This is a genomic window from Streptomyces sp. NBC_00358 (genome assembly GCF_036099295.1).
In the GTDB taxonomy this organism is placed as follows: Bacteria; Actinomycetota; Actinomycetes; order Streptomycetales; family Streptomycetaceae; genus Streptomyces.
The window spans coordinates 4,758,654-4,781,400 of sequence record NZ_CP107976.1 but is presented as its reverse complement, the minus strand read 5'-3'; the positions used below and the strand labels follow the sequence as shown (position 1 = coordinate 4,781,400).

The 22,747-nt window shown below is 68.9% G+C and carries 17 protein-coding genes and 2 tRNA genes; 12 read left to right on the top strand and 7 right to left on the bottom strand.

Features of this window, described 5'->3' with window-relative positions; all coding sequences use genetic code 11:
* The 3 genes from yidD to rpmH are packed head-to-tail and all read right to left on the bottom strand — an operon-like array spanning window position 1 to window position 881.
* Complete coding sequence (yidD, locus tag OHT01_RS20180) at window positions 1–354, bottom strand: membrane protein insertion efficiency factor YidD (RefSeq protein WP_266760612.1); 354 nt, start codon at window positions 352–354, stop codon at window positions 1–3.
* Window positions 351–722 (bottom strand): ribonuclease P protein component, encoded by a 372-nt coding sequence (gene rnpA, locus OHT01_RS20175; protein ID WP_328554536.1) that lies wholly within the window; start codon window positions 720–722, stop codon window positions 351–353. Before rnpA ends, yidD begins: the two co-directional genes overlap by 4 nt.
* 21 nt (window positions 723–743) lie before the next feature.
* On the bottom strand, window positions 744–881 hold the full coding sequence (gene rpmH, locus OHT01_RS20170; protein ID WP_328554535.1) for a 50S ribosomal protein L34: 138 nt from the start codon (window positions 879–881) through the stop codon (window positions 744–746).
* A 398-nt stretch (window positions 882–1,279) separates the two neighbouring features.
* On the opposite strand from rpmH, the gene dnaA reads away from it, so the two are divergent.
* The 9 genes from dnaA (at window position 1,280) to OHT01_RS20125 (ending at window position 15,073) form a co-directional block, all read left to right on the top strand.
* Window positions 1,280–3,349 (top strand): chromosomal replication initiator protein DnaA, encoded by a 2,070-nt coding sequence (dnaA, locus tag OHT01_RS20165; RefSeq protein WP_328554534.1) that lies wholly within the window; start codon window positions 1,280–1,282, stop codon window positions 3,347–3,349.
* A gap of 1,199 nt (window positions 3,350–4,548) precedes the next feature.
* Window positions 4,549–5,679: a DNA polymerase III subunit beta gene (dnaN, locus tag OHT01_RS20160; RefSeq protein WP_328554533.1), complete on the top strand. Its 1,131-nt coding sequence runs from the start codon at window positions 4,549–4,551 to the stop codon at window positions 5,677–5,679.
* Between the two features lie 193 nt (window positions 5,680–5,872).
* Complete coding sequence (gnd, locus tag OHT01_RS20155) at window positions 5,873–6,748, top strand: phosphogluconate dehydrogenase (NAD(+)-dependent, decarboxylating) (RefSeq protein WP_328554532.1); 876 nt, start codon at window positions 5,873–5,875, stop codon at window positions 6,746–6,748.
* Window positions 6,749–6,878: 130 nt separating this feature from the next.
* Window positions 6,879–8,003 (top strand): DNA replication/repair protein RecF, encoded by a 1,125-nt coding sequence (gene recF, locus OHT01_RS20150; RefSeq protein WP_328554531.1) that lies wholly within the window; start codon window positions 6,879–6,881, stop codon window positions 8,001–8,003.
* Window positions 8,000–8,575 carry a DUF721 domain-containing protein gene (locus OHT01_RS20145; RefSeq protein WP_328554530.1) on the top strand — a complete coding sequence of 192 codons (576 nt, stop codon included), beginning with the start codon at window positions 8,000–8,002 and terminating at the stop codon, window positions 8,573–8,575. The genes recF and OHT01_RS20145 overlap by 4 nt, the downstream gene beginning before the upstream one ends.
* An 884-nt stretch (window positions 8,576–9,459) precedes the next feature.
* On the top strand, window positions 9,460–11,523 hold the full coding sequence (gyrB, locus tag OHT01_RS20140; protein ID WP_328554529.1) for a DNA topoisomerase (ATP-hydrolyzing) subunit B: 2,064 nt from the start codon (window positions 9,460–9,462) through the stop codon (window positions 11,521–11,523).
* Window positions 11,524–11,565: 42 nt separating this feature from the next.
* Window positions 11,566–14,157, top strand: a complete 2,592-nt coding sequence (gyrA, locus tag OHT01_RS20135; protein WP_328554528.1) for a DNA gyrase subunit A — start codon at window positions 11,566–11,568, stop codon at window positions 14,155–14,157.
* Window positions 14,158–14,175: 18 nt separating this feature from the next.
* Window positions 14,176–14,895 carry a DUF3566 domain-containing protein gene (locus tag OHT01_RS20130; RefSeq protein ID WP_328554527.1) on the top strand — a complete coding sequence of 240 codons (720 nt, stop codon included), beginning with the start codon at window positions 14,176–14,178 and terminating at the stop codon, window positions 14,893–14,895.
* A gap of 101 nt (window positions 14,896–14,996) precedes the next feature.
* Window positions 14,997–15,073: transfer RNA gene (locus OHT01_RS20125), tRNA-Ile, on the top strand.
* A gap of 672 nt (window positions 15,074–15,745) precedes the next feature.
* Here OHT01_RS20125 and OHT01_RS20120 read toward each other — a convergent pair.
* On the bottom strand, window positions 15,746–16,156 hold the full coding sequence (locus tag OHT01_RS20120; protein ID WP_328554526.1) for a DUF6344 domain-containing protein: 411 nt from the start codon (window positions 16,154–16,156) through the stop codon (window positions 15,746–15,748).
* A gap of 327 nt (window positions 16,157–16,483) precedes the next feature.
* Between OHT01_RS20120 and OHT01_RS20115 the strand changes: the two genes are divergently transcribed.
* Window positions 16,484–16,612, top strand: coding sequence for a DLW-39 family protein (locus OHT01_RS20115; protein ID WP_003999697.1), 129 nt, complete (start codon window positions 16,484–16,486; stop codon window positions 16,610–16,612).
* 293 nt (window positions 16,613–16,905) lie between these two features.
* Entirely contained in the window at window positions 16,906–18,423 is a 1,518-nt protein-coding gene (locus OHT01_RS20110) for a hypothetical protein (RefSeq protein ID WP_328554525.1), read from the top strand.
* A gap of 156 nt (window positions 18,424–18,579) precedes the next feature.
* Here OHT01_RS20110 and OHT01_RS20105 read toward each other — a convergent pair whose 3' ends face one another.
* Entirely contained in the window at window positions 18,580–20,568 is a 1,989-nt protein-coding gene (locus OHT01_RS20105) for a serine/threonine protein kinase (RefSeq protein ID WP_328554524.1), read from the bottom strand.
* Between the two features lie 126 nt (window positions 20,569–20,694).
* Entirely contained in the window at window positions 20,695–21,243 is a 549-nt protein-coding gene (locus OHT01_RS20100) for a helix-turn-helix domain-containing protein (protein WP_328554523.1), read from the bottom strand.
* Between the two features lie 182 nt (window positions 21,244–21,425).
* Here OHT01_RS20100 and OHT01_RS20095 point away from each other — a divergent pair.
* A tRNA-Ala gene (locus OHT01_RS20095) sits at window positions 21,426–21,498 on the top strand.
* 484 nt (window positions 21,499–21,982) lie between these two features.
* Here OHT01_RS20095 and OHT01_RS20090 read toward each other — a convergent pair.
* The gene (locus tag OHT01_RS20090; RefSeq protein WP_328554522.1) at window positions 21,983–22,681 is read right to left on the bottom strand and encodes a DUF5324 family protein; all 699 of its coding nucleotides are present in this window, start codon (window positions 22,679–22,681) and stop codon (window positions 21,983–21,985) included.
* Window positions 22,682–22,747: the final 66 nt, after the last annotated feature.

Below are 22,747 nucleotides of genomic sequence, written 5' to 3'. Positions count from 1 at the left end.
TCAAGCTCCTTGAGCATGGGACGGGGTCTCGGCGGCCGGGCCCGGGGCAGTGGTCTCCCCGGTGGCCGGTTCGGCGGCGGAGGTCCCGCCCTTGCGTGCACGCCAGGCGTTACGCAGCAATTCGTGCCACCGCGGACGCTTGCGTTGCGGAACATGGTCCACACCGCCCAGCGACCACGGATTGCACCGGAGGATGCGCCAGGCGGTAAGTGCCGTTCCCTTGATCGCACCGTGCCGGTCGATGGCTGTGTAGCCGTAGCGGGAGCACGACGGGTAGTACTTGCAGACCGGCCCGAGCAACGGGCTGATCGTCCACTGGTACAGCTTGATGAGAGCAAGCAGCGGGTACTTCATCGCGCGCCCCCTCCCAGCAGCCGCTGCAGGGCGGCATCCAGGTCTCGGGCCAGCTGTTCATGGTCGGCGTCACCCGCACCGGGCAGCGCTCGTACGACTACCAGGCTACCGGGGGGCAACAGGGCGACTCGGTCGCGCATCAGATGACGAAGCCTGCGCTTCACCTTGTTGCGTACGACCGCTCCGCCCACGGCTTTGCTCACGACGAAACCCGCACGCGTCGAGGGAGCGCTCTCCCCAGGCGCGTGCGGGTCCGTTGCACCGCTACGTAGATGGACGACGAGAAGCGGGCGTCCGGCCCGGCGTCCTCGGCGTACCGCGGTCGCGAAGTCTTCGCGCCGCCTCAGCCGATGCTCGGTAGGCAGCACGAGATCATGACCTGTGAGTAATCAGGCGGACAGGCTGGCGCGACCCTTGACACGGCGGTTCGCGAGAATCGCGCGGCCGGCACGGGTGCGCATCCGCAGGCGGAAGCCGTGGGTCTTGGCGCGACGACGGTTGTTCGGCTGGAAGGTGCGCTTGCTCACTAGGGGGCTCCAGAAAGAATCGATGGTGGCGGGGTGCCGTCCTGGCTGTCACCGTGCGCCCACGAGGAAACTCGCATTACGCCCGAGTGCACCGCTTCCCGATCACTCTTCGCGATCTGTGCCCATCGGAGGCAGGCGGCAGCAGCCATCGACAACTCGACCTGGTTACGGTACGCGCGGCTACGCCATCCGGTCAAACCAGTCCCTGACAGGAGACACTATCCACAGGCTGGGGACAACAACTTGAACCGCACCGGTCGCCCTGACTACCGTGGCTGAACCCCGATTAGTTCCCTTCCCACCGCCCCAGCGGTTTTGTTCCCCCCGCCCCAAGCGACTGACTTCCCAACCTGTTCCCAGAACCACACGTTCGTGGGACCCGTGAGAGAGCGTGCCCCGTGGCTGACGTACCTGCCGATCTTGCCGCAGTGTGGCCACGCGTACTGGAACAACTTCTCGGCGAGGGCCGCGGGCAGGGTGTCGAGGCGAAGGACGAGCACTGGATCAAGCGCTGCCAGCCCCTGGCCCTGGTCGCGGACACCGCCCTGCTCGCCGTCCCCAACGAGTTCGCGAAGAACGTACTGGAGGGCCGGCTCGCGCCGATCGTCAGCGAGACGCTGAGCCGGGAGTGCGGCCGCCCGATCCGCATCGCCATCACCGTCGACGACTCCGCGGGCGAGCCCTCCGCTCCCGCCCCGCCCCGTTACGAGGAGTCGGAGCCCCCCACCGGACCGGGCCAGAGCCGCGACTCCTACGAGAACCAGGGACGCGAGGACCGGAACGCCTACGAGGGCGGCCAGGGACGCGACGAACGCGGCGCCTACGAAGGCGGCCAGAACCGCGACGACCGGAGCGCGTACGAGGGCCAGGGACGCGACGAACGCGGCGCCTACGACGGCCAGGGCCGTGACGACCGCGGCGGCTACGAGGGCGGCGGTCAGGGCCGTGACGACCGCAATACGTACGAGCCGCAGGGGCGCGACGACCGCAGTCCCTACGACTCACGCCGCGACGGATACGAGGGGTACGGCCGGCACCGCGCCGACGACCACCGCGGCGGCGGCCGCTCCGAGCCGCTTCCCGGCGCCCCCGGCGACCAGCTGCCGACCGCCCGTCCCGCGTACCCGGACTACCAGCGCCCGGAGCCGGGCGCCTGGCCGCGCCACTCCCAGGACGACTACGGCTGGCAGCAGCAGCGCCTCGGCTTCCCGGAACGGGACCCCTACGCCTCGCCGCCCCAGGACTACCGGCCGCAGTCGATGGACCGCTCGCCCTACGAGCAGCAGCGCCAGGACTACGACCAGCGTTCCGACCGCCGTGATCTGCAGGACCCCTCCGGCGGCGGCCAGGGGCGCAGGGGCGGCCCCGCCCTGCCGTCCGGTGCCCCCGGGTCGAAGGCCGCGCAGCCCGCGCCGGCGTCCGGTCCGGGCGAACCCACCGCGCGCCTGAACCCGAAGTACCTCTTCGACACGTTCGTGATCGGCGCCTCGAACCGCTTCGCGCACGCCGCAGCGGTGGCCGTCGCCGAGGCGCCCGCGAAGGCGTACAACCCCCTCTTCATCTACGGGGAGTCGGGACTCGGCAAGACACACCTGCTGCACGCGATCGGGCACTACGCCCGCAGCCTCTATCCGGGCACCCGGGTGCGGTACGTGAGCTCGGAGGAGTTCACCAACGAGTTCATCAACTCCATCCGTGACGGCAAGGGCGACAGCTTCCGCAAGCGGTACCGGGAGATGGACATCCTGCTCGTCGACGACATCCAGTTCCTCGCGGACAAGGAGTCGACGCAGGAGGAGTTCTTCCACACCTTCAACACGCTGCACAACGCGAACAAGCAGATCGTTCTCTCCAGCGACCGACCGCCCAAGCAGCTCGTCACACTGGAAGACCGGCTGCGGAACCGCTTCGAGTGGGGTCTGATCACCGACGTCCAGCCGCCCGAGCTGGAGACCCGTATCGCCATCCTTCGTAAGAAGGCCGTGCAGGAGCAGCTCAACGCCCCGCCGGAGGTGCTGGAGTTCATCGCGTCCAGGATCTCGCGCAACATCCGCGAGCTGGAGGGCGCGCTGATCCGGGTGACGGCGTTCGCGTCGCTCAACCGGCAGCCGGTGGACCTCGGTCTGACGGAGATCGTCCTCAAGGACCTGATCCCCGGCGGTGAGGACTCGGCCCCCGAGATCACGGCGACCGCGATCATGGCGGCCACGGCCGACTACTTCGGGCTCACGGTGGACGACCTGTGCGGGTCCTCGCGCAGCCGCGTGCTGGTGACGGCGCGCCAGATCGCCATGTACCTGTGCCGTGAGCTCACCGATCTGTCGCTGCCGAAGATCGGCGCGCAGTTCGGTGGCCGTGACCACACGACCGTCATGCACGCCGACCGCAAGATCCGCGCGCTGATGGCCGAACGCCGCTCGATCTACAACCAGGTCACCGAGCTCACCAACCGCATCAAGAACGGCTGAACGGCCCAGCGGCCGTACGTGTCCGAAGGGCGCCCCGGGACATCCTCCCGGGGCGCCCTTCGCCGTTCCCGTTCACTCGTCCGGGAGGTCCCGCCCTCAGCCGGGCGCAGGAACGTCTCCACCGCGGGCAGGGCCGGGGAGCCCGGGAGCCGGCTCGGCCGCGGGGCACCGGGGCACCGAGGCACCGAGGCACCGAGGCACCGAGGCACCGAGGCACCGAGGCGAGCGTCCGGGATGTCGCTCGAAAGGGTCGAGCCGCACGCTCGGAGGAGTGTCCAGCCCTCCCTGAGGAGTCAGGACGCGCTCCTCAGGGCGTCCTGACGCGCGCTCAGAGGACCGGGATGCGGGCGCTTCGAGGCCTCCGGACCCCCGTTCCGAGGGCTCCCGCCCCGTTTTCACCGCTACCGACCCGACACCTGCTGTTCGAATCCATGCCTGGTTACGGCCTCCCTCCACAGATGTGGCGACTTTCTTCCGTCCACACCCTGGGGACTGGGAAGTTGTCCAGATTGTTTCCACAGGGAGCACTGTTGAAAGACCATCAGACCAGGTCAACCGCCTGTGGATTCGTGGACAAAGATTCTCCACACCCTGTGGACGAAGGAAAGTTCCCCAGGTCGTGCGCCAAGTTGTCCACCGGTGGCCCACAGGCAGGACCCGGTTGTCCCCAGCGATCTCCGGCTTCTCCACATCTCTGTCCACTGTTCGGCAACGCGCCGCGCCATCTCACCGCGTCGAGTGAAAGGCGTCACACCAAGGTGCCGGATTGGGCTGTGGGGAACGGGGGTAAAGCTGGGGACGGCGCTGGGGAGAAGTAGCCCCAAGCTGTGGATCGAGTGTGCAGAACTTTTCGTCGTCCACAGAGACCCCCGGTTGTCCACCGTCTCCGCCCACAGGCCCGGTGGACAAAAAACCGCCTCTGAGCTGCGAAAACGGGGTTATCCACGGTTTCCACAGGCCCTACTACTAAGACCAACTAGAGAGAGCCTGGAAACCGTTTCGAAGTGGGGGCTGTGCACAACTCGCTCTCGGACGGTCAGGTGCCGGTCGGCACGACTTGACCCCGAGAGGCACCAGCTGTCAGTGCGGTGCGTCAGACTGTTCCCCGGTGTCCTTCCCCTCAGCGGTCCGAGTGACACCGAGTGAGACGACGAAGGCCAGCAGGGCGAGAGCGCCGGCAACAGACGGAGGCGGCAACGGTGAAGATCCGGGTGGAACGCGACGTACTCGCGGAGGCAGTGGCCTGGGCGGCACGCAGCCTCCCGGCCCGTCCGCCGGCGCCTGTGCTCGCCGGCCTCCTTCTGAAGGCCGAGGAGGGCTCCCTGAGCCTCTCCAGCTTCGACTACGAGGTCTCGGCGAGGGTCTCCGTGGACGCGGAGATCGACGAGGAGGGCACGGTCCTCGTGTCCGGCCGCCTCCTCGCGGACATCTGCCGAGCCCTTCCCAACCGGCCGGTGGAGATTTCCACAGACGGTGTACGGGCGACCGTGGTCTGCGGCTCCTCGCGGTTCACACTCCACACCCTGCCTGTGGAGGAGTACCCGGCACTGCCGCAGATGCCGTCGGCGACCGGCACCGTTCCCGGTGAGGTCTTCGCCTCGGCCGCGGCCCAGGTGGCCATCGCCGCCGGACGCGACGACACCCTCCCCGTGCTCACCGGTGTGCGCATCGAGATCGAGGGCGACAAGGTCACCCTGGCGTCCACCGACCGCTACCGCTTCGCGGTCCGCGAGTTCCTGTGGAAGCCGGAGAACCCGGAGGCGTCCGCGGTCGCCCTGGTGCCCGCCAAGACGCTCCTGGACACCGCCAAGGCCCTCACGGGCGGCGACAGCGTGATCCTGGCGCTCTCCGGTTCCGGCGCGGGTGAGGGTCTGATCGGCTTCGAGGGCGCGGGCCGGCGTACGACCACCCGCCTGCTCGAAGGCGACCTCCCGAAGTACCGCTCGCTGTTCCCGACGGAGTTCAACTCCATCGCCGTCATCGAGACCGCCCCGTTCGTGGAGGCCGTCAAGCGCGTGGCCCTGGTCGCGGAGCGGAACACCCCGGTGCGGCTGAGCTTCGAGCAGGGCGTGCTGATCCTGGAGGCCGGGTCCAGCGACGACGCACAGGCTGTGGAAAGGGTCGACGCCCAGTTGGAGGGCGACGACGTCTCGATCGCCTTCAACCCGACGTTCCTGCTCGACGGCCTGAGCGCCATCGACTCGCCGGTCGCCCAGCTCTCCTTCACGACGTCCACGAAGCCCGCGCTGCTGAGCGGCAGGCCCGCGGTGGACGCCGAGGCGGACGAGGCCTACAAGTACCTGATCATGCCGGTCCGTCTGTCCGGCTGACCCCGGAGCCCGCCGGTCCTCCAGGGCCCGGCGGGCTGCACCGCGGGTGGGGCATACGTATGAGCGGCTATGTCCCCAGATGTGCGTGAGTTCCACCGGTGCCCGAAAGGCGTGGGTGGTACCCCCAGGTTTAGGCTCGGACCCAGGTACGAGAGTGCCCTCACGCCACGTCGCAACCCCTAAGGAACAACTGATGGAGCTCGGTCTCGTCGGCCTCGGCAAGATGGGCGGCAACATGCGCGAGCGGATCCGCCGCGCAGGTCACACCGTCATCGGATACGACCGCAACCCGGACCTCGCCGATGTCCACAGCCTGGAAGAACTTGTGGGCAAGCTCAAGGGTCCGCGCGTGGTGTGGGTCATGGTTCCGGCGGGCGCCGCGACCCAGTCCACCGTCGACGAGCTGGCCGCCCTGCTGGAGCCCGGCGACGTCGTCGTGGACGGTGGCAACTCGCGCTGGACGGACGACGAGAAGCACGCCGTCGAGCTGGGCATCAAGGGCATCGGCTTCGTCGACTGCGGTGTCTCCGGAGGCGTCTGGGGCCTGGAGAACGGCTACGCGCTGATGTACGGCGGCCACGCCGAGCATGTCGCCCAGGTACAGCCGATCTTCGACGCGCTCAAGCCCGAGGGCGACTTCGGAGCGGTGCACGCCGGCAAGGTCGGCGCGGGCCACTTCGCGAAGATGGTCCACAACGGCATCGAGTACGCCATGATGCAGGCCTACGCCGAGGGCTGGGAGCTGCTGGAGAAGGCCGACTCCGTCACGGACGTGCGTGAGGTCTTCCGCTCCTGGCAGGAAGGCACGGTCATCCGCTCCTGGCTGCTCGACCTCGCCGTCAACGCGCTGGACGAGGACGAGCACCTGGAGAAGCTCAAGGGCTACGCACAGGACTCCGGCGAAGGCCGGTGGACCGTGGAGGCCGCCATCGACCACGCGGTACCGCTTCCCGCGATCACCGCGTCGCTCTTCGCCCGCTTCGCCTCGCGGCAGGACGACTCGCCGCAGATGAAGATGATCGCGGCGCTGCGCAACCAGTTCGGCGGCCACGCCGTCGAGAAGGCCTGATCGACGCCCCGGGTTCTCCACACCCGGGGTGACCCGGTTGTCCACAGCCGGGGAAGAACCTGAGGACCGGGGCCGACCCGGACCCCGGGGAGAACCGGAACACCACGCTGGGGGAGGTCGGCGAACGACCATGCACGTCACGCATCTGTCGCTGGCCGACTTCCGCTCGTACGTCCGGGTCGAGGTCCCGCTCGACCCGGGGGTCACCGCGTTCGTCGGTCCCAACGGACAGGGCAAGACGAACCTGGTCGAGGCGGTCGGCTATCTCGCGACCCTCGGCAGTCACCGCGTCTCCTCCGACGCCCCGCTCGTCCGCATGGGCGCCGACCGGGCGATCATCCGGGCCAACGTCCGGCAGGGAGAGCGCCAGCAGCTCATCGAGCTGGAACTGAACCCCGGCAAGGCCAACCGCGCCCGCATCAACAGGTCCTCGCAGGTCAGGCCCCGGGACGTACTCGGCATCGTACGAACCGTCCTGTTCGCGCCGGAGGACCTCGCCCTGGTCAAGGGCGATCCTGGAGAGCGACGCCGGTTCCTCGACGAGCTGATCACCGCGCGCTCCCCGCGCATGGCGGGCGTCCGCTCCGACTACGACCGGGTCCTCAAGCAGCGCAACACCCTCCTGAAATCGGCCGCGCTGGCCCGTCGGCACGGTGGCCGGACCATGGACCTCTCCACACTCGAAGTGTGGGACCAGCACCTCGCGCGCGTGGGCGCCGAACTGCTGGCCCAGCGGCTCGACCTGGTCGCCGCGATCCAGCCGCTGGCCGACAAGGCCTACGAGCAGCTGGCGCCCGGCGGCGGGCCTCTCGCCCTGGAGTACAAGGCGTCCTCGCCCGGCATCGTGGGCCACGGCCGCGAGGAGCTCTACGCCCAGCTGATGGCTGCCATGGAGGAGGCCCGCAAGCCGGAGATCGAGCGCGGCGTGACCCTCGTAGGGCCTCACCGGGACGATCTGGTCCTCAAACTCGGCCAGCTGCCCGCCAAGGGATACGCCTCCCACGGCGAATCCTGGTCGTACGCGCTGGCGCTGCGCCTGGCCTCGTACGACCTGCTCAGGGCCGAGGGCAACGAACCGGTGCTGGTCCTCGACGACGTCTTCGCCGAGTTGGACACCCGCAGGCGGGAGCGGCTCGCGGAACTTGTCGCGCCCGGCGAGCAGGTGCTCGTGACGGCCGCGGTGGAGGACGACGTTCCGGACGTCCTGAACGGGACGCGGTACGCCGTGTCCGAAGGCACGGTGGAGCGCGTATGACGGAAAACACATCGGGAGCGGCCGCCGAGGGCGCCTCAGGCGCTGCGTCCGGCAAGAAGACCCCCGAGCCCTCCGGCGTCGACCTCGCGCGCGTGGCGCTGCGCGCCGCGAAGGAGCAGGCACGCGCGCGTGGGGACGCGGCCCAGCAGAAGAAGCAGGCGCGTCGAGGCGGCGGCCTGCGCTCCGGCTCCGGCGCCGACGGACGTGACCCCATGGCGCTCGGCGCCGCCATCAACCGGCTGCTCACCGAGCGCGGCTGGGAGACCCCGGCCGCGATGGGCGGTGTGATGGGCCGCTGGCCGCAGATCGTCGGCGACGACCTGGCCAAGCACTGCGTTCCGCTGCGCTACGACGACGACCCGGCCGAGCGGGTGCTGACCGTGCAGTGCGACTCGACCGCCTGGGCGACGCAACTGCGTCTGCTGGCACCGCAGTTGGTCGCGCGGCTGAACCAGGACCTCGGCCACGGCGCCGTGCGCCTGCTCAAGGTCCAGGGGCCCACGGGTCCCCCACGTCGCTACGGGCCGCTGCGCGCCCCCGGCAGCACGGGGCCTGGTGACACCTACGGGTGACCGGCCATCGACGGTCCTGGCTCCGGACGGTCCGGGCCGTGGACGGGGACGAGATCGCCTTGGCTTCGCGCGGGGACGCCGCTCAGGCCTGCCGGTGACCGGCGGGGCCGTGCCCGGACGCTGTCCGGGCTGTCGGCCGCGCGCGATTCATGGCGGATGCCGGGCGGCTGGCGGCTTCGGGTCCGGGCGCGGCTGATCCCGGCGTTGCCGGGCCGCCGAGTCCGGTGATCGTGGCCACGCCGGGCCGCGGATCCGGACGAAGGCAAATGAATTCGGGCCGTCGCTCGCGGAGGAATCCGCCGGCGTCGAGCCCGTGATCGCGGTGCCCGCGGCCGGCGTGTGCCGGAGGCCGCGCCCCTTCGCCGCGTGGTCGAGGTGCTCCGGGACGCCTACGCGTGTGACTCGTTGTTCTCCTGGGGCTGCTGTGGCGGGGCCCGTGCGTCGCTCGGCACTTCGCCGCGCTTGCTCGCCGATCCGGAGAACGGTCGATCATCGCTGGTCAGGGGCCCATCAGGTGCTTGTGGGAGCTTGCTTCGGCCGCCGGGCGCGGCCTTCCTCGACGGGCTCCGGCCCACCGTCGCGGGTCACCGCGCGCGACGGCGGAGATCGACCTGACTGGTCAGTAGCCAAGGGTTGACACCCCGAAGCGCTGAGTGCCGCTGTAAGCCTCTTTGGGCCCTGGTCCGCATATGGGGAGTCGGACGAGACCGGTTCAGGGCGGCACATGCGGACTCAGGTACCGGCAAACCCCCATCACTGTCGGCGCTACCGGTAGACTGGAAGCTAATCCCGCCCCACTAGTGGGACGCACCGAGCAACGCTGACCAAGGCTTACCAACGCAACACGCCGCAGCCGCTCCGGCCACCCGCCGGGAGTTCGGCTTGTGCTGTGCCAGAAAGGGCGCTTCGTGGCCGATTCCGGCAACCCCAACGAGAACATCCCGTCCACCGACATCGGCGCAAACGGCGAGGTCACAGCCTCGTACGACGCCAGTGCCATCACCGTCCTCGAGGGTCTGGACGCGGTCCGCAAGCGACCCGGCATGTACATCGGTTCCACCGGTGAGCGTGGACTCCACCACCTCGTGTACGAGGTGGTGGACAACTCGGTCGACGAGGCGCTCGCCGGCCACGCGGACACGATCGACATCACGATCCTTCCGGACGGCGGCGTACGTGTCGTCGACAACGGCCGCGGCATCCCGGTGGGCATCGTCGCGTCCGAGGGCAAGCCGGCCCTCGAGGTCGTGCTGACCGTGCTGCACGCGGGCGGCAAGTTCGGCGGTGGCGGCTACGCGGTCTCCGGTGGTCTGCACGGCGTCGGCGTCTCCGTCGTGAACGCCCTGTCGAGCAAGATCTCCGTCGAGGTCAAGACGGACGGTCACCGGTGGACGCAGGACTACAAGCTGGGCGTCCCGACGGCTCCTCTGTCCCAGCACGAGGCCACGGACGAGACCGGAACGTCGGTCACCTTCTGGGCCGACGCGGACATCTTCGAGACCACGGAGTACTCCTTCGAGACGCTCTCGCGGCGCTTCCAGGAGATGGCGTTCCTCAACAAGGGTTTGACGATCAAACTCACTGATGAGCGCGACTCGGCGAAGGCCACGGCCGGTGCGGACGAGGCGGGCGCCGACGAGAAGGACGAGGTCAAGTCCGTCACGTACCACTACGAAGGCGGCATCGTCGACTTCGTGAAGTACCTCAACTCCCGCAAGGGAGAAGCGGTGCACCCCACCGTCATCGACCTCGAGGCGGAGGACAAGGACAAGAGCCTGTCCCTCGAGGTCGCGATGCAGTGGAACAGCGGCTACAGCGAGGGTGTGTACTCGTTCGCCAACATCATCCACACCCACGAGGGCGGTACGCACGAGGAGGGCTTCCGTGCGGCGCTGACCTCGCTCATCAACAAGTACGCGCGCGACAAGAAGCTGCTCCGTGAGAAGGACGACAACCTCACGGGCGACGACATCCGCGAGGGTCTGACCGCGATCATCTCGGTCAAGCTGAGCGAGCCTCAGTTCGAGGGCCAGACCAAGACCAAGCTGGGCAACACGGAGGCGAAGACCTTCGTCCAGAAGGCGGTCTACGAGCACCTCAACGACTGGCTGGACCGCAACCCGGTCGAGGCCGCGGACATCATCCGCAAGTCGATCCAGGCGGCCACCGCGCGCGTGGCGGCCCGCAAGGCGCGTGACCTCACCCGCCGCAAGGGACTCCTGGAGTCCGCGTCCCTGCCGGGCAAGCTGTCCGACTGCCAGTCGAACGACCCCATCAAGTGCGAGATCTTCATCGTCGAGGGTGACTCCGCCGGCGGTTCGGCCAAGTCGGGCCGCAACCCGCAGTACCAGGCGATCCTCCCGATCCGGGGAAAGATCCTCAACGTCGAGAAGGCGCGGATCGACAAGATCCTGCAGAACCAGGAGATCCAGGCACTGATCTCCGCCTTCGGCACCGGAGTCCACGAGGACTTCGACATCGCGAAGCTCCGCTATCACAAGATCATCCTGATGGCGGACGCCGACGTCGACGGCCAGCACATCAACACCCTGCTGCTGACCTTCCTGTTCCGCTTCATGCGGCCCCTGGTCGAGGCCGGGCACGTGTTCCTGTCGCGCCCGCCGCTCTACAAGATCAAGTGGGGCCGGGACGACTTCGAGTACGCGTACTCGGACCGTGAGCGCGACGCGCTGATCGAACTCGGCCGCCAGGCGGGCAAGCGCGTCCGCGAGGACTCGATCCAGCGCTTCAAGGGTCTCGGTGAGATGAACGCCGAGGAGCTGCGCATCACGACCATGGACCAGGAGCACCGCGTCCTCGGCCAGGTCACGCTCGACGACGCCGCCCAGGCCGACGACCTGTTCTCGGTCCTCATGGGCGAGGACGTCGAGGCGCGCCGCGCGTTCATCCAGCGCAATGCCAAGGACGTCCGCTTCCTCGACATCTGAGTCGGTCTCAGCTGACCGCGTCAGAAAGGATCTTCACCAGCAATGACCGACGAGAATACTTCGAGCACTCCCGAAGACGGCGAGATCATCCTGCGCATCGAGCCCGTCGGGCTCGAGACCGAGATGCAGCGCTCGTACCTCGACTACGCGATGTCCGTCATCGTGTCGCGCGCGCTGCCCGACGTGCGGGACGGTCTCAAGCCCGTCCACCGCCGCGTCCTGTACGCCATGTACGACGGCGGCTACCGGCCCGAGAAGGGCTTCTACAAGTGCGCCCGTGTCGTCGGCGACGTCATGGGCACGTACCACCCGCACGGCGACTCCTCGATCTACGACGCGCTGGTCCGTCTCGCGCAGCCGTGGTCGATGCGGATGCCGCTGGTGGACTCCAACGGCAACTTCGGCTCTCCCGGCAACGACCCGGCCGCCGCCATGCGGTACACCGAGTGCAAGCTGAAGCCGCTGTCGATGGAGATGGTCCGCGACATCGACGAGGACACCGTCGACTTCACGGACAACTACGACGGCCGCAACCAGGAGCCGACGGTTCTGCCGGCCCGCTTCCCGAACCTGCTGATCAACGGCTCGGCGGGCATCGCGGTCGGTATGGCCACCAACATCCCGCCGCACAACCTGCGCGAGGTCGCGGCCGGCGCCCAGTGGTACCTGGAGAACCCCGAGGCCTCCCACGAGGAGCTCCTGGACGCCCTGATCGAGCGCATCAAGGGCCCCGATTTCCCGAGTGGCGCCCTGGTGGTGGGCCGCAAGGGCATCGAGGAGGCGTACCGCACGGGCCGTGGCTCCATCACGATGCGCGCGGTCGTCGACGTCGAGGAGATCCAGAACCGCCAGTGCCTGGTGGTGACCGAACTCCCGTACCAGGTCAACCCCGACAACCTCGCCCAGAAGATCGCCGACCTGGTCAAGGACGGCAAGGTCGGCGGCATCGCGGACGTCCGGGACGAGACCAGCTCCCGTACCGGCCAGCGGCTCGTGATCGTGCTCAAGCGGGACGCCGTCGCCAAGGTCGTCCTGAACAACCTCTACAAGCACACCGACCTCCAGACGAACTTCGGCGCGAACATGCTGGCGCTCGTCGACGGTGTGCCGCGCACCCTCTCCCTGGACGCGTTCATCCGCCACTGGGTGACGCACCAGATCGAGGTCATCGTCCGCCGTACGAAGTTCCGGCTGCGCAAGGCCGAGGAGCGCGCGCACATCCTGCGTGGCCTCCTGAAGGCCCTGGACGCCATCGACGAGGTCATCGCCCTCATCCGGCGCAGTGACACCGTGGAGATCGCTCGGGAGGGCCTGATGGGCCTCCTGGAGATCGACGAGATCCAGGCCAACGCGATCCTCGAGATGCAGCTTCGCCGGCTCGCCGCCCTGGAGCGACAGAAGATCATCCAGGAGCACGACGAGCTCCAGGCCAAGATCCGCGAGTACAACGAGATCCTCGCCTCGCCGGTGCGCCAGCGCGGCATCATCAGCGAGGAGCTCGCCGCGATCGTCGAGAAGTTCGGCGACGACCGCCGCTCCAAGCTGGTGCCCTTCGACGGTGACATGTCCATCGAGGACCTGATCGCCGAAGAGGACATCGTCGTCACCATCACGCGCGGCGGCTACATCAAGCGCACCAAGACGGAGGACTACCGCTCGCAGAAGCGGGGCGGCAAGGGCGTCCGCGGCACGAAGCTGAAGCAGGACGACATCGTCGACCACTTCTTCGTGTCGACGACGCATCACTGGCTGCTGTTCTTCACCAACAAGGGCCGCGTCTACCGCGCCAAGGCGTACGAGCTTCCGGACGCCGGCCGGGACGCGCGTGGCCAGCACGTCGCCAACCTGCTGGCCTTCCAGCCGGACGAGGCGATCGCCGAGATCCTCGCGATCCGCGACTACGAGGCGGCGCCCTACCTGGTGCTGGCCACGAAGGGCGGACTGGTCAAGAAGACGTCCCTCAAGGATTACGATTCGCCCCGCGCGGGCGGTGTCATCGCGATCAATCTTCGGGAGACGGAGGACGGATCCGACGACGAACTGATCGGAGCCGAACTCGTATCGGCAGAGGATGATCTGCTCCTGATCAGCAAGAAGGCGCAGTCGATCAGGTTCACCGCGACGGATGACGCTTTGCGACCGATGGGCCGTGCGACCTCGGGCGTCAAGGGCATGAGCTTCCGCGAGAGCGATGAGCTGCTCTCGATGAATGTTGTTCGACCCGGTACGTTCGTGTTCACTGCCACAGACGGTGGGTACGCGAAGCGGACCGCCGTCGACGAGTACCGCGTCCAGGGTCGCGGCGGCCTCGGTATCAAGGCCGCCAAGATCGTCGAGGACCGCGGCTCTCTCGTCGGCGCGCTGGTGGTCGAGGAGACCGACGAGATCCTCGCCATCACACTGTCCGGTGGTGTGATTCGTACGCGAGTCAACGAGGTCAGGGAGACGGGCCGTGACACCATGGGCGTCCAACTGATCAACCTGGGCAAGCGCGATGCCGTGGTCGGCATCGCTCGTAACGCCGAGGCCGGTCGTGAGGCGGAGGAAGTCGACGGCGATGACGCCGTGGACGAGAACGCCGAAGGCGTCGAGGCCGTCGGTACGGAAGAGGGCGAGCCGTCCTCGGCCGAGTAGCGCGAGGAGTGAGTCGTCGTGAGCGGAGCCACGGGCGCCGGATCGACCGGTACGGAAACGGACGGCGGCCGTGGCACCGCCATGGATGAGACTGACTCCCATGACTCTCATGGATCCCAGGGGGGAACTGTGACGGACACCCGAGGCCAGCAGGCCCAGCAGTACGCGGGCGGGCAGGCGGCCCCGGCCGGGGCGCCTGCGGCCCCGAGCGCGCCACCGGCGTCACCGGCAGCGGCGGCGTCGCCGCTGCCGGGCGAACGGCAGGGGCAGCAGGCCGCACAGCCGTATCACCCGCCGCAGGCGTATCCGGCACAGCAGTCGTCGGGCGCGGTCCGCCGTCCGCGCACCGGGGCACGGACGACCCCGCGCACGCGCAAGGCACGGCTGCGGGTGGCCAAGGCCGACCCGTGGTCGGTGATGAAGGTCAGTTTCCTGCTCTCCATCGCGCTCGGCATCTGCACGGTCGTGGCGGCCGCGGTGCTGTGGATGGTCATGGACGCGATGGGCGTCTTCTCGACCGTCGGCGGCACCATCTCCGAGGCGACCGGCTCGAACGAGGGCAACGGCTTCGACCTGCAGTCGTTCCTCTCGCTCCCGCACGTCCTGCTGTTCACGTCGATCATCGCGGTCATCGACGTCGTGCTCGCGACGGCGCTCGCGACCCTCGGAGCGTTCATCTACAACCTCTCCGCCGGCTTCGTCGGAGGCGTGGAGCTGACCCTCGCCGAGGACGAGTGAGGGCCCGCTCAAACGGCCTCTGACTATCGATTTTGGGACTGGCCACGTCGTGCGCTAATCTTCAGAGGTCAGCGCGCGGGACACACACCGCAAAGCGCGGCGGGGCTATAGCTCAGTTGGTTAGAGCGCATCCCTGATAAGGATGAGGCCACAGGTTCAAATCCTGTTAGCCCCACCAGTACGAAGACCCCCGGTCCATATGGGCCGGGGGTCTTTGGCATCTACGGCTGTCATCGACCCAAGAGGCGCGATGACCGATCCAGGCAGGGCCGGCGGCATTGACCCCCACTACGACGATCCTTATGAACGAGGGAAGCTGGATCAGGCTTCCTGCGGCTGGATCCTCCTGAGTGCGTTCATCCTCGTGGCGCTCCCAATGACCCTGCTCCATGTGCTGCTCCTGCTCGATCCCCTTCCTCCCGAACCGCCATAGCAGGTCCCGCCTCGGCACGGCCGGCAGCTTCTCGGCGCAACGTCGAAGGCCCGGCGACTCTTCCGAGTCGCCGGGCCTTTGCCCTGGGTGCTTTGTACGCAAGTTCGCCGCTACGTCAGGGTGTCCGTGAGGGGGTTACGAGCTACGGGGTCCGCGAAAGGGCGCGTGAAGGGGAGAACGGCAGGCAGACGGAGAGATCAGGGACCGCTGGGTCCGGTTCGACGGGAGCTGAGGGCCGGGACGGCCACTGCCGTCCAGCCGACTCTTCGTACAGCCGGCGCCGTGTGCAGCCGACGCTTCGTACAGCAGGCGCCGTGTCCAGCCGACTCTTCGTACAGCCAATGGCGCGCAGCCGACTCTTCGTGCGGTCCAACGCTTCGTTCGGTCCGATTCCTAGTGCGGGGTGTCCCGCCCGCTTCAGCGCTGGAGCGGTACTGAGGGCCTGAGGCCCGCCAGGGGCTCCCTGTCGGGCGCTGTGACGGTTTCGGAGCCCGAGCAGGCTTCGGGAGCGGCAAGGCCTTCCGTGGCGCCGAGAACGGCGGGGTCGGCCGCCTCGTCGTCGGCGGGTGCGCGGTGGCGGCAGCTCGGCGAGGAACCGTGTGCTTCCGCGCGGATGCGTTGCTTCATCGTGGGGGGCAGGGCCCGGCTGTAGGACCAGGCCCAGGGAGCCATGGCCGGGGCCGTCACCGGGGCCTCGGTGTTGCGGGCCGGGACGGCCTGCGGTACCGCGGCGGCCGCGGCGGTGGTGATGAGTCCGAGCGTCGTGCACAGCGCCAGGAAGGCGGTGACGATCGCGGTCCACAGGTTCATGACCTTGTTCTGGGTCACGGCCCCTCACTTTCGGGTCGGGCGATTTGCGTACTTTCCTCATGATGTGTATGCGGGCCGTGAAGTGGTGGACCTACGCTCGTGGCGCGTTGATGTTCAGATGAACACCACCCGGATGGCCGCAAGTGCTCGGAAAAGTCCGTAGATGCTCTCTAAAGTCGCAATCTGGGACGCTTGATCACCCTGAGGTCGGAGCGGCCGCATCCTCTTCTATCGCTGCTTGAGGGGCCGTAGTTGAGGGCCGATCCAGGTCACCGATCGATATCGGTCGGTGTGTATAGTCGGGCGCCAGAAGTCCCCTACGTCAACGAAAGACGAGGTCGCGCGGTGAAGAAGCTTCTCCTGGTCGCACTGGCCGCCATCGGCGGGCTCCTCGTGTACCGCCAGATCCAGGCGGATCGCGCCGAGCAGGATCTGTGGACGGAGGCGACTGACTCCGTGCCCACGGGTTCGTGAGTACCGACAACAGTCTCGGAGCAGACCCCGGCCGCCTCGCGGTCGGGGTTTTGTGTTTCCCGGGACCGTGTCGATTCACGAAAGCAAGCGAATCGGTTGCATGGGCAAAGGTGGTGGCAGGGTGGCCGCTCTCTTTCGGCCCCTCCCCTGATTGACGGGGTGTCGCGGTGGCCGACGGGGCAGGATGGTCCGCGCCATGGGGCTACGACGAGGGGTGGCGCGTGATGGGGCGGCGCACGAAGGGCCGGCGTACCAAGAGCCGGTGTGCGGGGGCGTGGCACGGGCGGATGCTCATGGCCGTCGCGACGGCGGCCGCGCTGTGCGTGAGCTTCGGGCCCGCGGGCCGGGCCGCCGCAGCGGTTCCCGGGACCGTGGACGCGCGGACGACCGGCCAGGACGCCGGGGCGGCCGCCGACGGTACGTCAGGGCCGTACGCCTTCGCCGAGGGCGCCACCGCGGTCAAGGGCGCCGCGGACACGACCGACTCCGTACGCCTTGCGCCGGGCCGCACCTACAAGAGCTCCATCGGAGCCGCCGGAAGGGAAGGCAGGCTCTACTACCGCCTCGAACTCGACGCGACCTCCACCGCGTACGTCGCCGTCACCGCCGTTCCCCGGCCCGGCGCGACGGTCTCCTACTCGGACGGCCTCAAGGTCTCGCTCCAGGACGGCAACAGCCGCAACTGTTCGTTCTCCGGCACCGTCCACTTCGGCGCCACCCAGAGTCCGCACCCCATCACCGCCTGGGCTTCCCGGGAAACGGGCGCCCGGCAGTACGCCTGCCGGACGACGGGAACGTACTACGTGGTCGTCGAACGAACCGGAGCCGGTGCGGCGGGTACGACCGGTGGTGCGGCGGGTTCGTCCGCCGCACCGCCTTCTTCCCTCCTGCCGTGGGACCTGGAACTGAGTGCCGTGTCGGAGCCCGGTCTGAAGACGGCGTCCGGTTCGACGAGTGCCCCTGAGGTCTGGAACTCCGCGTCGCCCGACGCCCTGACGGGGACCGCGAGGTCCCGGAGCGGGGGTGCCGGGTTCAGCCGGGCCGCCCTGCTGAGCGAGGGAGTCTGGAAGGACGCCATCAGGCCGGGGCAGACCCGCTTCTACAAGGTGCCGGTCGACTGGGGACAGCGGTTCTACGCCACGGCGGACCTGGGCAGTTCGGGCAGCGGCGACGGATACGTGGGTACCGCCCTCGTCATGTCCCTCTACAACCCCGTACGCGGTTTCGTCGTCGATGTCGGCTCGGGCTACGACGGCAGTCAGCGCTCCGCCGCGCTCACCCCCCTCCCTCCCGTCGCCTACGAGAACCGCTACGCCCTCAACGACCATGTGAGCGGGATGCGGTTCGCCGGGTCCTACTACCTCGTGGTCCATCTCGCCGCGCAGGTCGCCGACGGCTTCGGTGAGGGGCCGTTCGGTCTGACGCTGCGGGTACGTGTGGCCGGAACGGCGCGGTCGGGGCCTGCTTACACGGGACGGCCGACGCCGTCGGACGTCTTCACCGTTCCGGCGGGGGGCTCCGGCAGAACGACCGACGCGGCCGGCGACGACAGCGGTGCGAGCGGCTCGGTGGGTACCGGGGGAGGCGGCAGCGGCGGCGCGGGCCGAAGCGGGACCATGAAGCTGGTCGCCGCCGGCGGCATCGGTGCCGGAAGCCTGCTGATGCTGACGCTCGGCACTTGGACCCTGGTCGCACGTCGCCGTGTGGTGCGGCCCGTGGGCCCCGCACCGGAGGACGCCGACACGGCTTCTGCTTCGCTGCCCGCGTCGGCTCCGGCATCTTGGGAACACGGGGCGACACGGGGCTGGTAGCGCTCTCGCTCGGGCCAAGGGCCGGGCGCCGCGAGGCGGGGCGGGGCGAGAGGCGAGGCGGGGAGGGAAGAGGAGGGAAAGGGCCAGGGATTCTCGCGCGGCTGCGGCCGCGGGGCTGCCGGGCCGCCTGTACCCGGGGCCGATCGCCTTCCCCTTTCAGACCTGGGTCAGTGCCCAGAACCCCACCGCGAAGCAGGCAAGGGCCAGCACCAGCATCGGTACCGCGATCTTGGCGGGCGGCCCCGGACGCGGCCGAGCCCGCCTTCGGCGGCGTTCCGGAAGCGCCTTCGTCCGATGCGGAGCCTGAACTGACCGAGCGGTGTACGAAGCGGTGGGGGCGTACGTGTGCTGCGGCATCGCGGCGGCCGGGGTCGGGAACTGATGAGGGGAGGGCGCATGCGCGGGAATCGGCGCGGTAGGGGGAGTGGGTGTCGGGGTCGGCGTCGGGTCGAAGGGGGGCGGGGAGAGCGGAGCCGATGACGGGAGGGGGAGCGGGAGCGAGGTGGCGGGAGTGGGCGTCCGGGTCTCCGGCCATGTCTGTCGAGGCTGCTCCAGCGGGTGTCGGGGCTGGTGAAGGGGAGATTCGGCCCGTTGTTCCCGTGGGGGGCCGGTTACGGGTTGCGGCGGCGGCAGATGGAAGCTGCCGGTGTCCGACATCGAGGAAGGCCTGGCGGAGGTCGAGGAAGGCTGGGGGGAGATCCCGGAAGCGGGGTCCGGAGGTGTGCCGTCGGGGGTGGTGAGAGCCCGAAGGTCTTCGGAGGCCGGCCGATCCGGTACGGCGTCGGGGGCCGTGAGGGGTGGCACGTGCTCGCGATCGGGCTGAACTCGCGCTTGATCGGAGACGGGTTGAGACCGTATGCCGCCTTGAGAGGATCTCTGTTCCGCGACGCCCTGGGCAGTACTCCGCTCCATGTCAGCAGGACGGGATTCCGGGATTACGGCCCCGGTCCCGAGGCCGCGATCCCCGGTCTCGGCGCCGGACTCACGCCGGACACCCCCCGAGACGGCCCCTCGTGCTCCCGAGCCGGGTTCGGAGCCAGGCCGGGAGCCGGAATCCTCACCCGGGTCGGACACGGACGCCGAAACAGGGAGATCGCCGGAGCCGGTCCCGGTCCCGGTCCCCAGACCGTCCATGGCGTCGAGACCAAGGCCAAGGCCTGATCCGTCGCTCTCGTCGGAGCCGGGGCCGGGGTGAGCGGCGGTGGAGTCCGGATGCCGAAGGGAGGGCAGGGTCCGTGGACTCACGCGCGAAGCAGCCCCCGGTCCCACGGGTCCACTCGGACCGAACCCCTCGGGCAGCGGCCCGAGTTGGTCGAAGACCTCGATCAGTTCGTCGTCCGGTCCGGGCTCGGGCAGCAGCTCGACGGCTGCGGCAAGGGCCTTGCGCGCCCCTGTGGCGGTCCGGAAACGAGCGTGCGGATCTGGCTGGAGCAGCATCGCCACGACCTGCCACAGGGGCTCGGGTATGCCCTGCGGGGCCGACGGCGTGCCGTGCTCGGCGAAGTACTCGATCAGTGCCTTGGCGTCGGGCTTGGCGCCTTCCAGGAGGTAGAGGGCGACCAGGCCGACGGCGAACAGATCCGCGGGGAAATCAGGTTCGGAGCCCAGCAGTTGCTCGGGCGCCAGGTAACCCGGCGTTCCCACCACGTAGTTGGTCTCGGTCAGTCGTGCTTCGCCCAGCCGCATGGCGATTCCGAAGTCGGACAGACGCAACCGCGGCCGGGCCGTGCCGGTCGCTTCGAGAAGCACGTTGGCGGGCTTGATGTCGCGGTGCACGACCCCCTCCGCGTGCACCGCGGCGAGACCCGAGAGGAGCTGGTCGACCAGGACGCAGACGAAGGAGGTGGGCAGGGGGCCGTAGTCGTTGACCAGGTGGACCAGAGAGCCCCCGGCGACGAGATCCATGGTGAACAGGACCTTGTCGTCGTCCGCGGCCCAACTGGCGGGAGCCAGCACATGGGGATGGTCGATCCGCAGCGCCTGCTCCCGCACGAACCGCAGCAGCGCGTGCGCGTCGCTCTGCTGGAGCACCTTGGCGGCCACATAGCGGCGCCGCCGGTGGTCCCAGGCGCGCCACACCGCGCCGACTCCCCCGCGCCCGATCGGGTCGACCAGTTCGTACCGGCCTGCGAAGACCTCACCCATGGTCGTACGTCGCTCCCCTTCGACGGTCGGTCCCGGGACCTCTTCCGAGGTGCCCGGCTGCATGACGTGCGGCGGCTGGAAGTGACACGGGCCTCCAGCGCCGGACGGTCGGCGGCCGGGCTCGGCTCAGTTCTGGTGGGACTGGTAGTGCGCGACCGCGTCGGAGGTACGGCCGGCGCCGTAGACCCGGAGGAACTCTGCCAGTTCCGGGTGGGTCGGGGCGAGGGTGTCCGCCGCGTCGATGATGTCCCCGGCGGCGGCCACCGAGCGCAGCAGCGACTGGATCTCCCGGACCACTCGCTTGACCGTCGGGGCTCCCGAACTGGTCGTGGAATGCGTGGTGTTGCTCAGCACCGATCCCCCCTGGGACTTCTTGATCTCGTCCATCCGCTCGGTCGCCTCGGCGGCGCTGACGCTCCCGTCGGCGACCTGCCCCGCCAGGTCCTGCAGAAGCTGTACGCGCTGGACCACCGCGGGATTGCCGATCTTGGCCCGCTGACCGCTCATCAGCTGGGACAACATGGGTGCGGACAGCCCCAGTACCCCGGCAAGACGCGCCTGGTTCAGACCCAGGTCCTCTATGAGCCTACGGAAGAGCGCCCCCAACGGCTCCCCGTACCAGTTCCGCTGCAGCTCCCGGGCTCTCGCGGTTGCTTCCTGCTGTGCGGCGTCCATTGCGTCTCCCCATCGCTTCCCCAAGTACCGCGGTTCGCGACAGCGAACCACGTCGAGCATCTTACGGAGAGTGGTCGTCCACGGGGACCCCCAATATTTTGCGAGATCCCCTGGGTGACCCGGTACTCTGGTCTGCGGCGCCCGTCGACAGATGGTTCCTGTGGTCGGACGCTCCTCTTCGAGGGGCCTTAGCTCAGTTGGTAGAGCGCTGTCTTTGCATGGCAGATGTCAGGGGTTCGACTCCCCTAGGCTCCACACCTCGGACCGGCCAGACGCCCAGCAGTGGCGGCTGGCCGGTTTTCTTATGCCCCTTTCGATCTGCGCGCGAGCCCTGGTGGGGATGGCTCCTGGACGCGATCGGACCGACGCCGCCGCGGTCAGTGACGTGCGTCACAAGAGAGCCTTTGCAGGCATTGCATTTCTTTGCGCAAACAAGATGGCGGGGGCGTGGCCCGTGGCTTCGCCGTGCGGGTGGCCGGCATGGCCCCGGGGGGCCGCGGGACCGGCCGGAGCCCTTGTGTGAGCTGCCGATCCGACTTTCGTGTGACCGGTTCGGCGCATTCCGTCAACAACATCTCCATGGATGCTGCACACGAGAACCGTTGCAAACGTCATCGTGGCCGGTGCGGGTAAATCCATCGCAGGGCGTTCGTGGACTCCTGCCGACGTTCCACGTGAAACATCGCCGCGGGGCAGGAGACCGTCAAGTCTCCTGCCCCGCGGCGATGTTGAGTCGGGTTCAGCGGCGGTCGTCGCGCTCCGCCGCCTCCTCGGCTTCCTTGACCTGGACCTCGGGAGCCAGGTCGGACTGGCCACTGCCGTCGACCGACGAGAGGCGCCCGGTCTCGGGAACCTCGGTCGCGGCCGGCGGTTCGACGAGCCAGTCGGGGTTGGCCTGCTTGTCCCACCACTTCCAGGCGGCGAAAGCACCGCCCGCCAGAATCCCCAGTACGGCCAGCCCCTTCACGAGCCGGCCGGCCCGCGCCCGCCGCTCGTGCTTGCGGAGCAGCTTCTGAATCTCCTGCGGTGTGACCTGGCCGCGCAGTGCGGCGATGGCCGCCACGCCGCGGGCCGCGGCCTCGTCCCGAACGGGCTGGGTCGCGGCCACCGCCTGCTCGATCCTCGGCTTGGAGTAGTCGGCGGCCTGACGAGCCGCCCTGCGCGTGCGGATGGCCGCTTCCTGGGCGGCCTGGTCGACCTTCGGTGGCACATGGGTACGGGCCTGCTCAAGGCGCGGCGCGAGATAGGCGTCGTACTGGACGCGGGCCTGTTCGGCGGCCTGCGACACCTTCGGCGCGAGCCGTACACGTGCTTCGCTCGCGTAGTACGAGGCCCTGTCCTTGGCCGTGTCGGCGTAAGGCGCCACCACTTCCGCGGCGTGCAGCACGCTTTCCTTCGCCGAGCCGGTCGCGGCGCGCACGCTGTCGATGCGGGTCACGGGTTTCCTCCTCCTCGGTGGCGTACGTCGGGGGTGTCAGGTACCCCCAAAGACACACAGTTCACC

Bases quoted from the DNA above. Each gene is read 5' to 3' on its own strand.
- recF (WP_328554531.1), top strand. From the start codon at position 6,879: ATGCACGTCACGCATCTGTCGCTGGCCGACTTCCGCTCGTACGTCCGG.
- yidD (WP_266760612.1), bottom strand. From the start codon at position 354: ATGAAGTACCCGCTGCTTGCTCTCATCAAGCTGTACCAGTGGACGATC.
- gyrA (WP_328554528.1), top strand. From the start codon at position 11,566: ATGACCGACGAGAATACTTCGAGCACTCCCGAAGACGGCGAGATCATC.
- OHT01_RS20145 (WP_328554530.1), top strand. From the start codon at position 8,000: ATGACGGAAAACACATCGGGAGCGGCCGCCGAGGGCGCCTCAGGCGCT.
- OHT01_RS20100 (WP_328554523.1), bottom strand. From the start codon at position 21,243: ATGGACGCCGCACAGCAGGAAGCAACCGCGAGAGCCCGGGAGCTGCAG.
- gnd (WP_328554532.1), top strand. From the start codon at position 5,873: ATGGAGCTCGGTCTCGTCGGCCTCGGCAAGATGGGCGGCAACATGCGC.
- OHT01_RS20105 (WP_328554524.1), bottom strand. From the start codon at position 20,568: ATGGGTGAGGTCTTCGCAGGCCGGTACGAACTGGTCGACCCGATCGGG.
- OHT01_RS20110 (WP_328554525.1), top strand. From the start codon at position 16,906: ATGGCCGTCGCGACGGCGGCCGCGCTGTGCGTGAGCTTCGGGCCCGCG.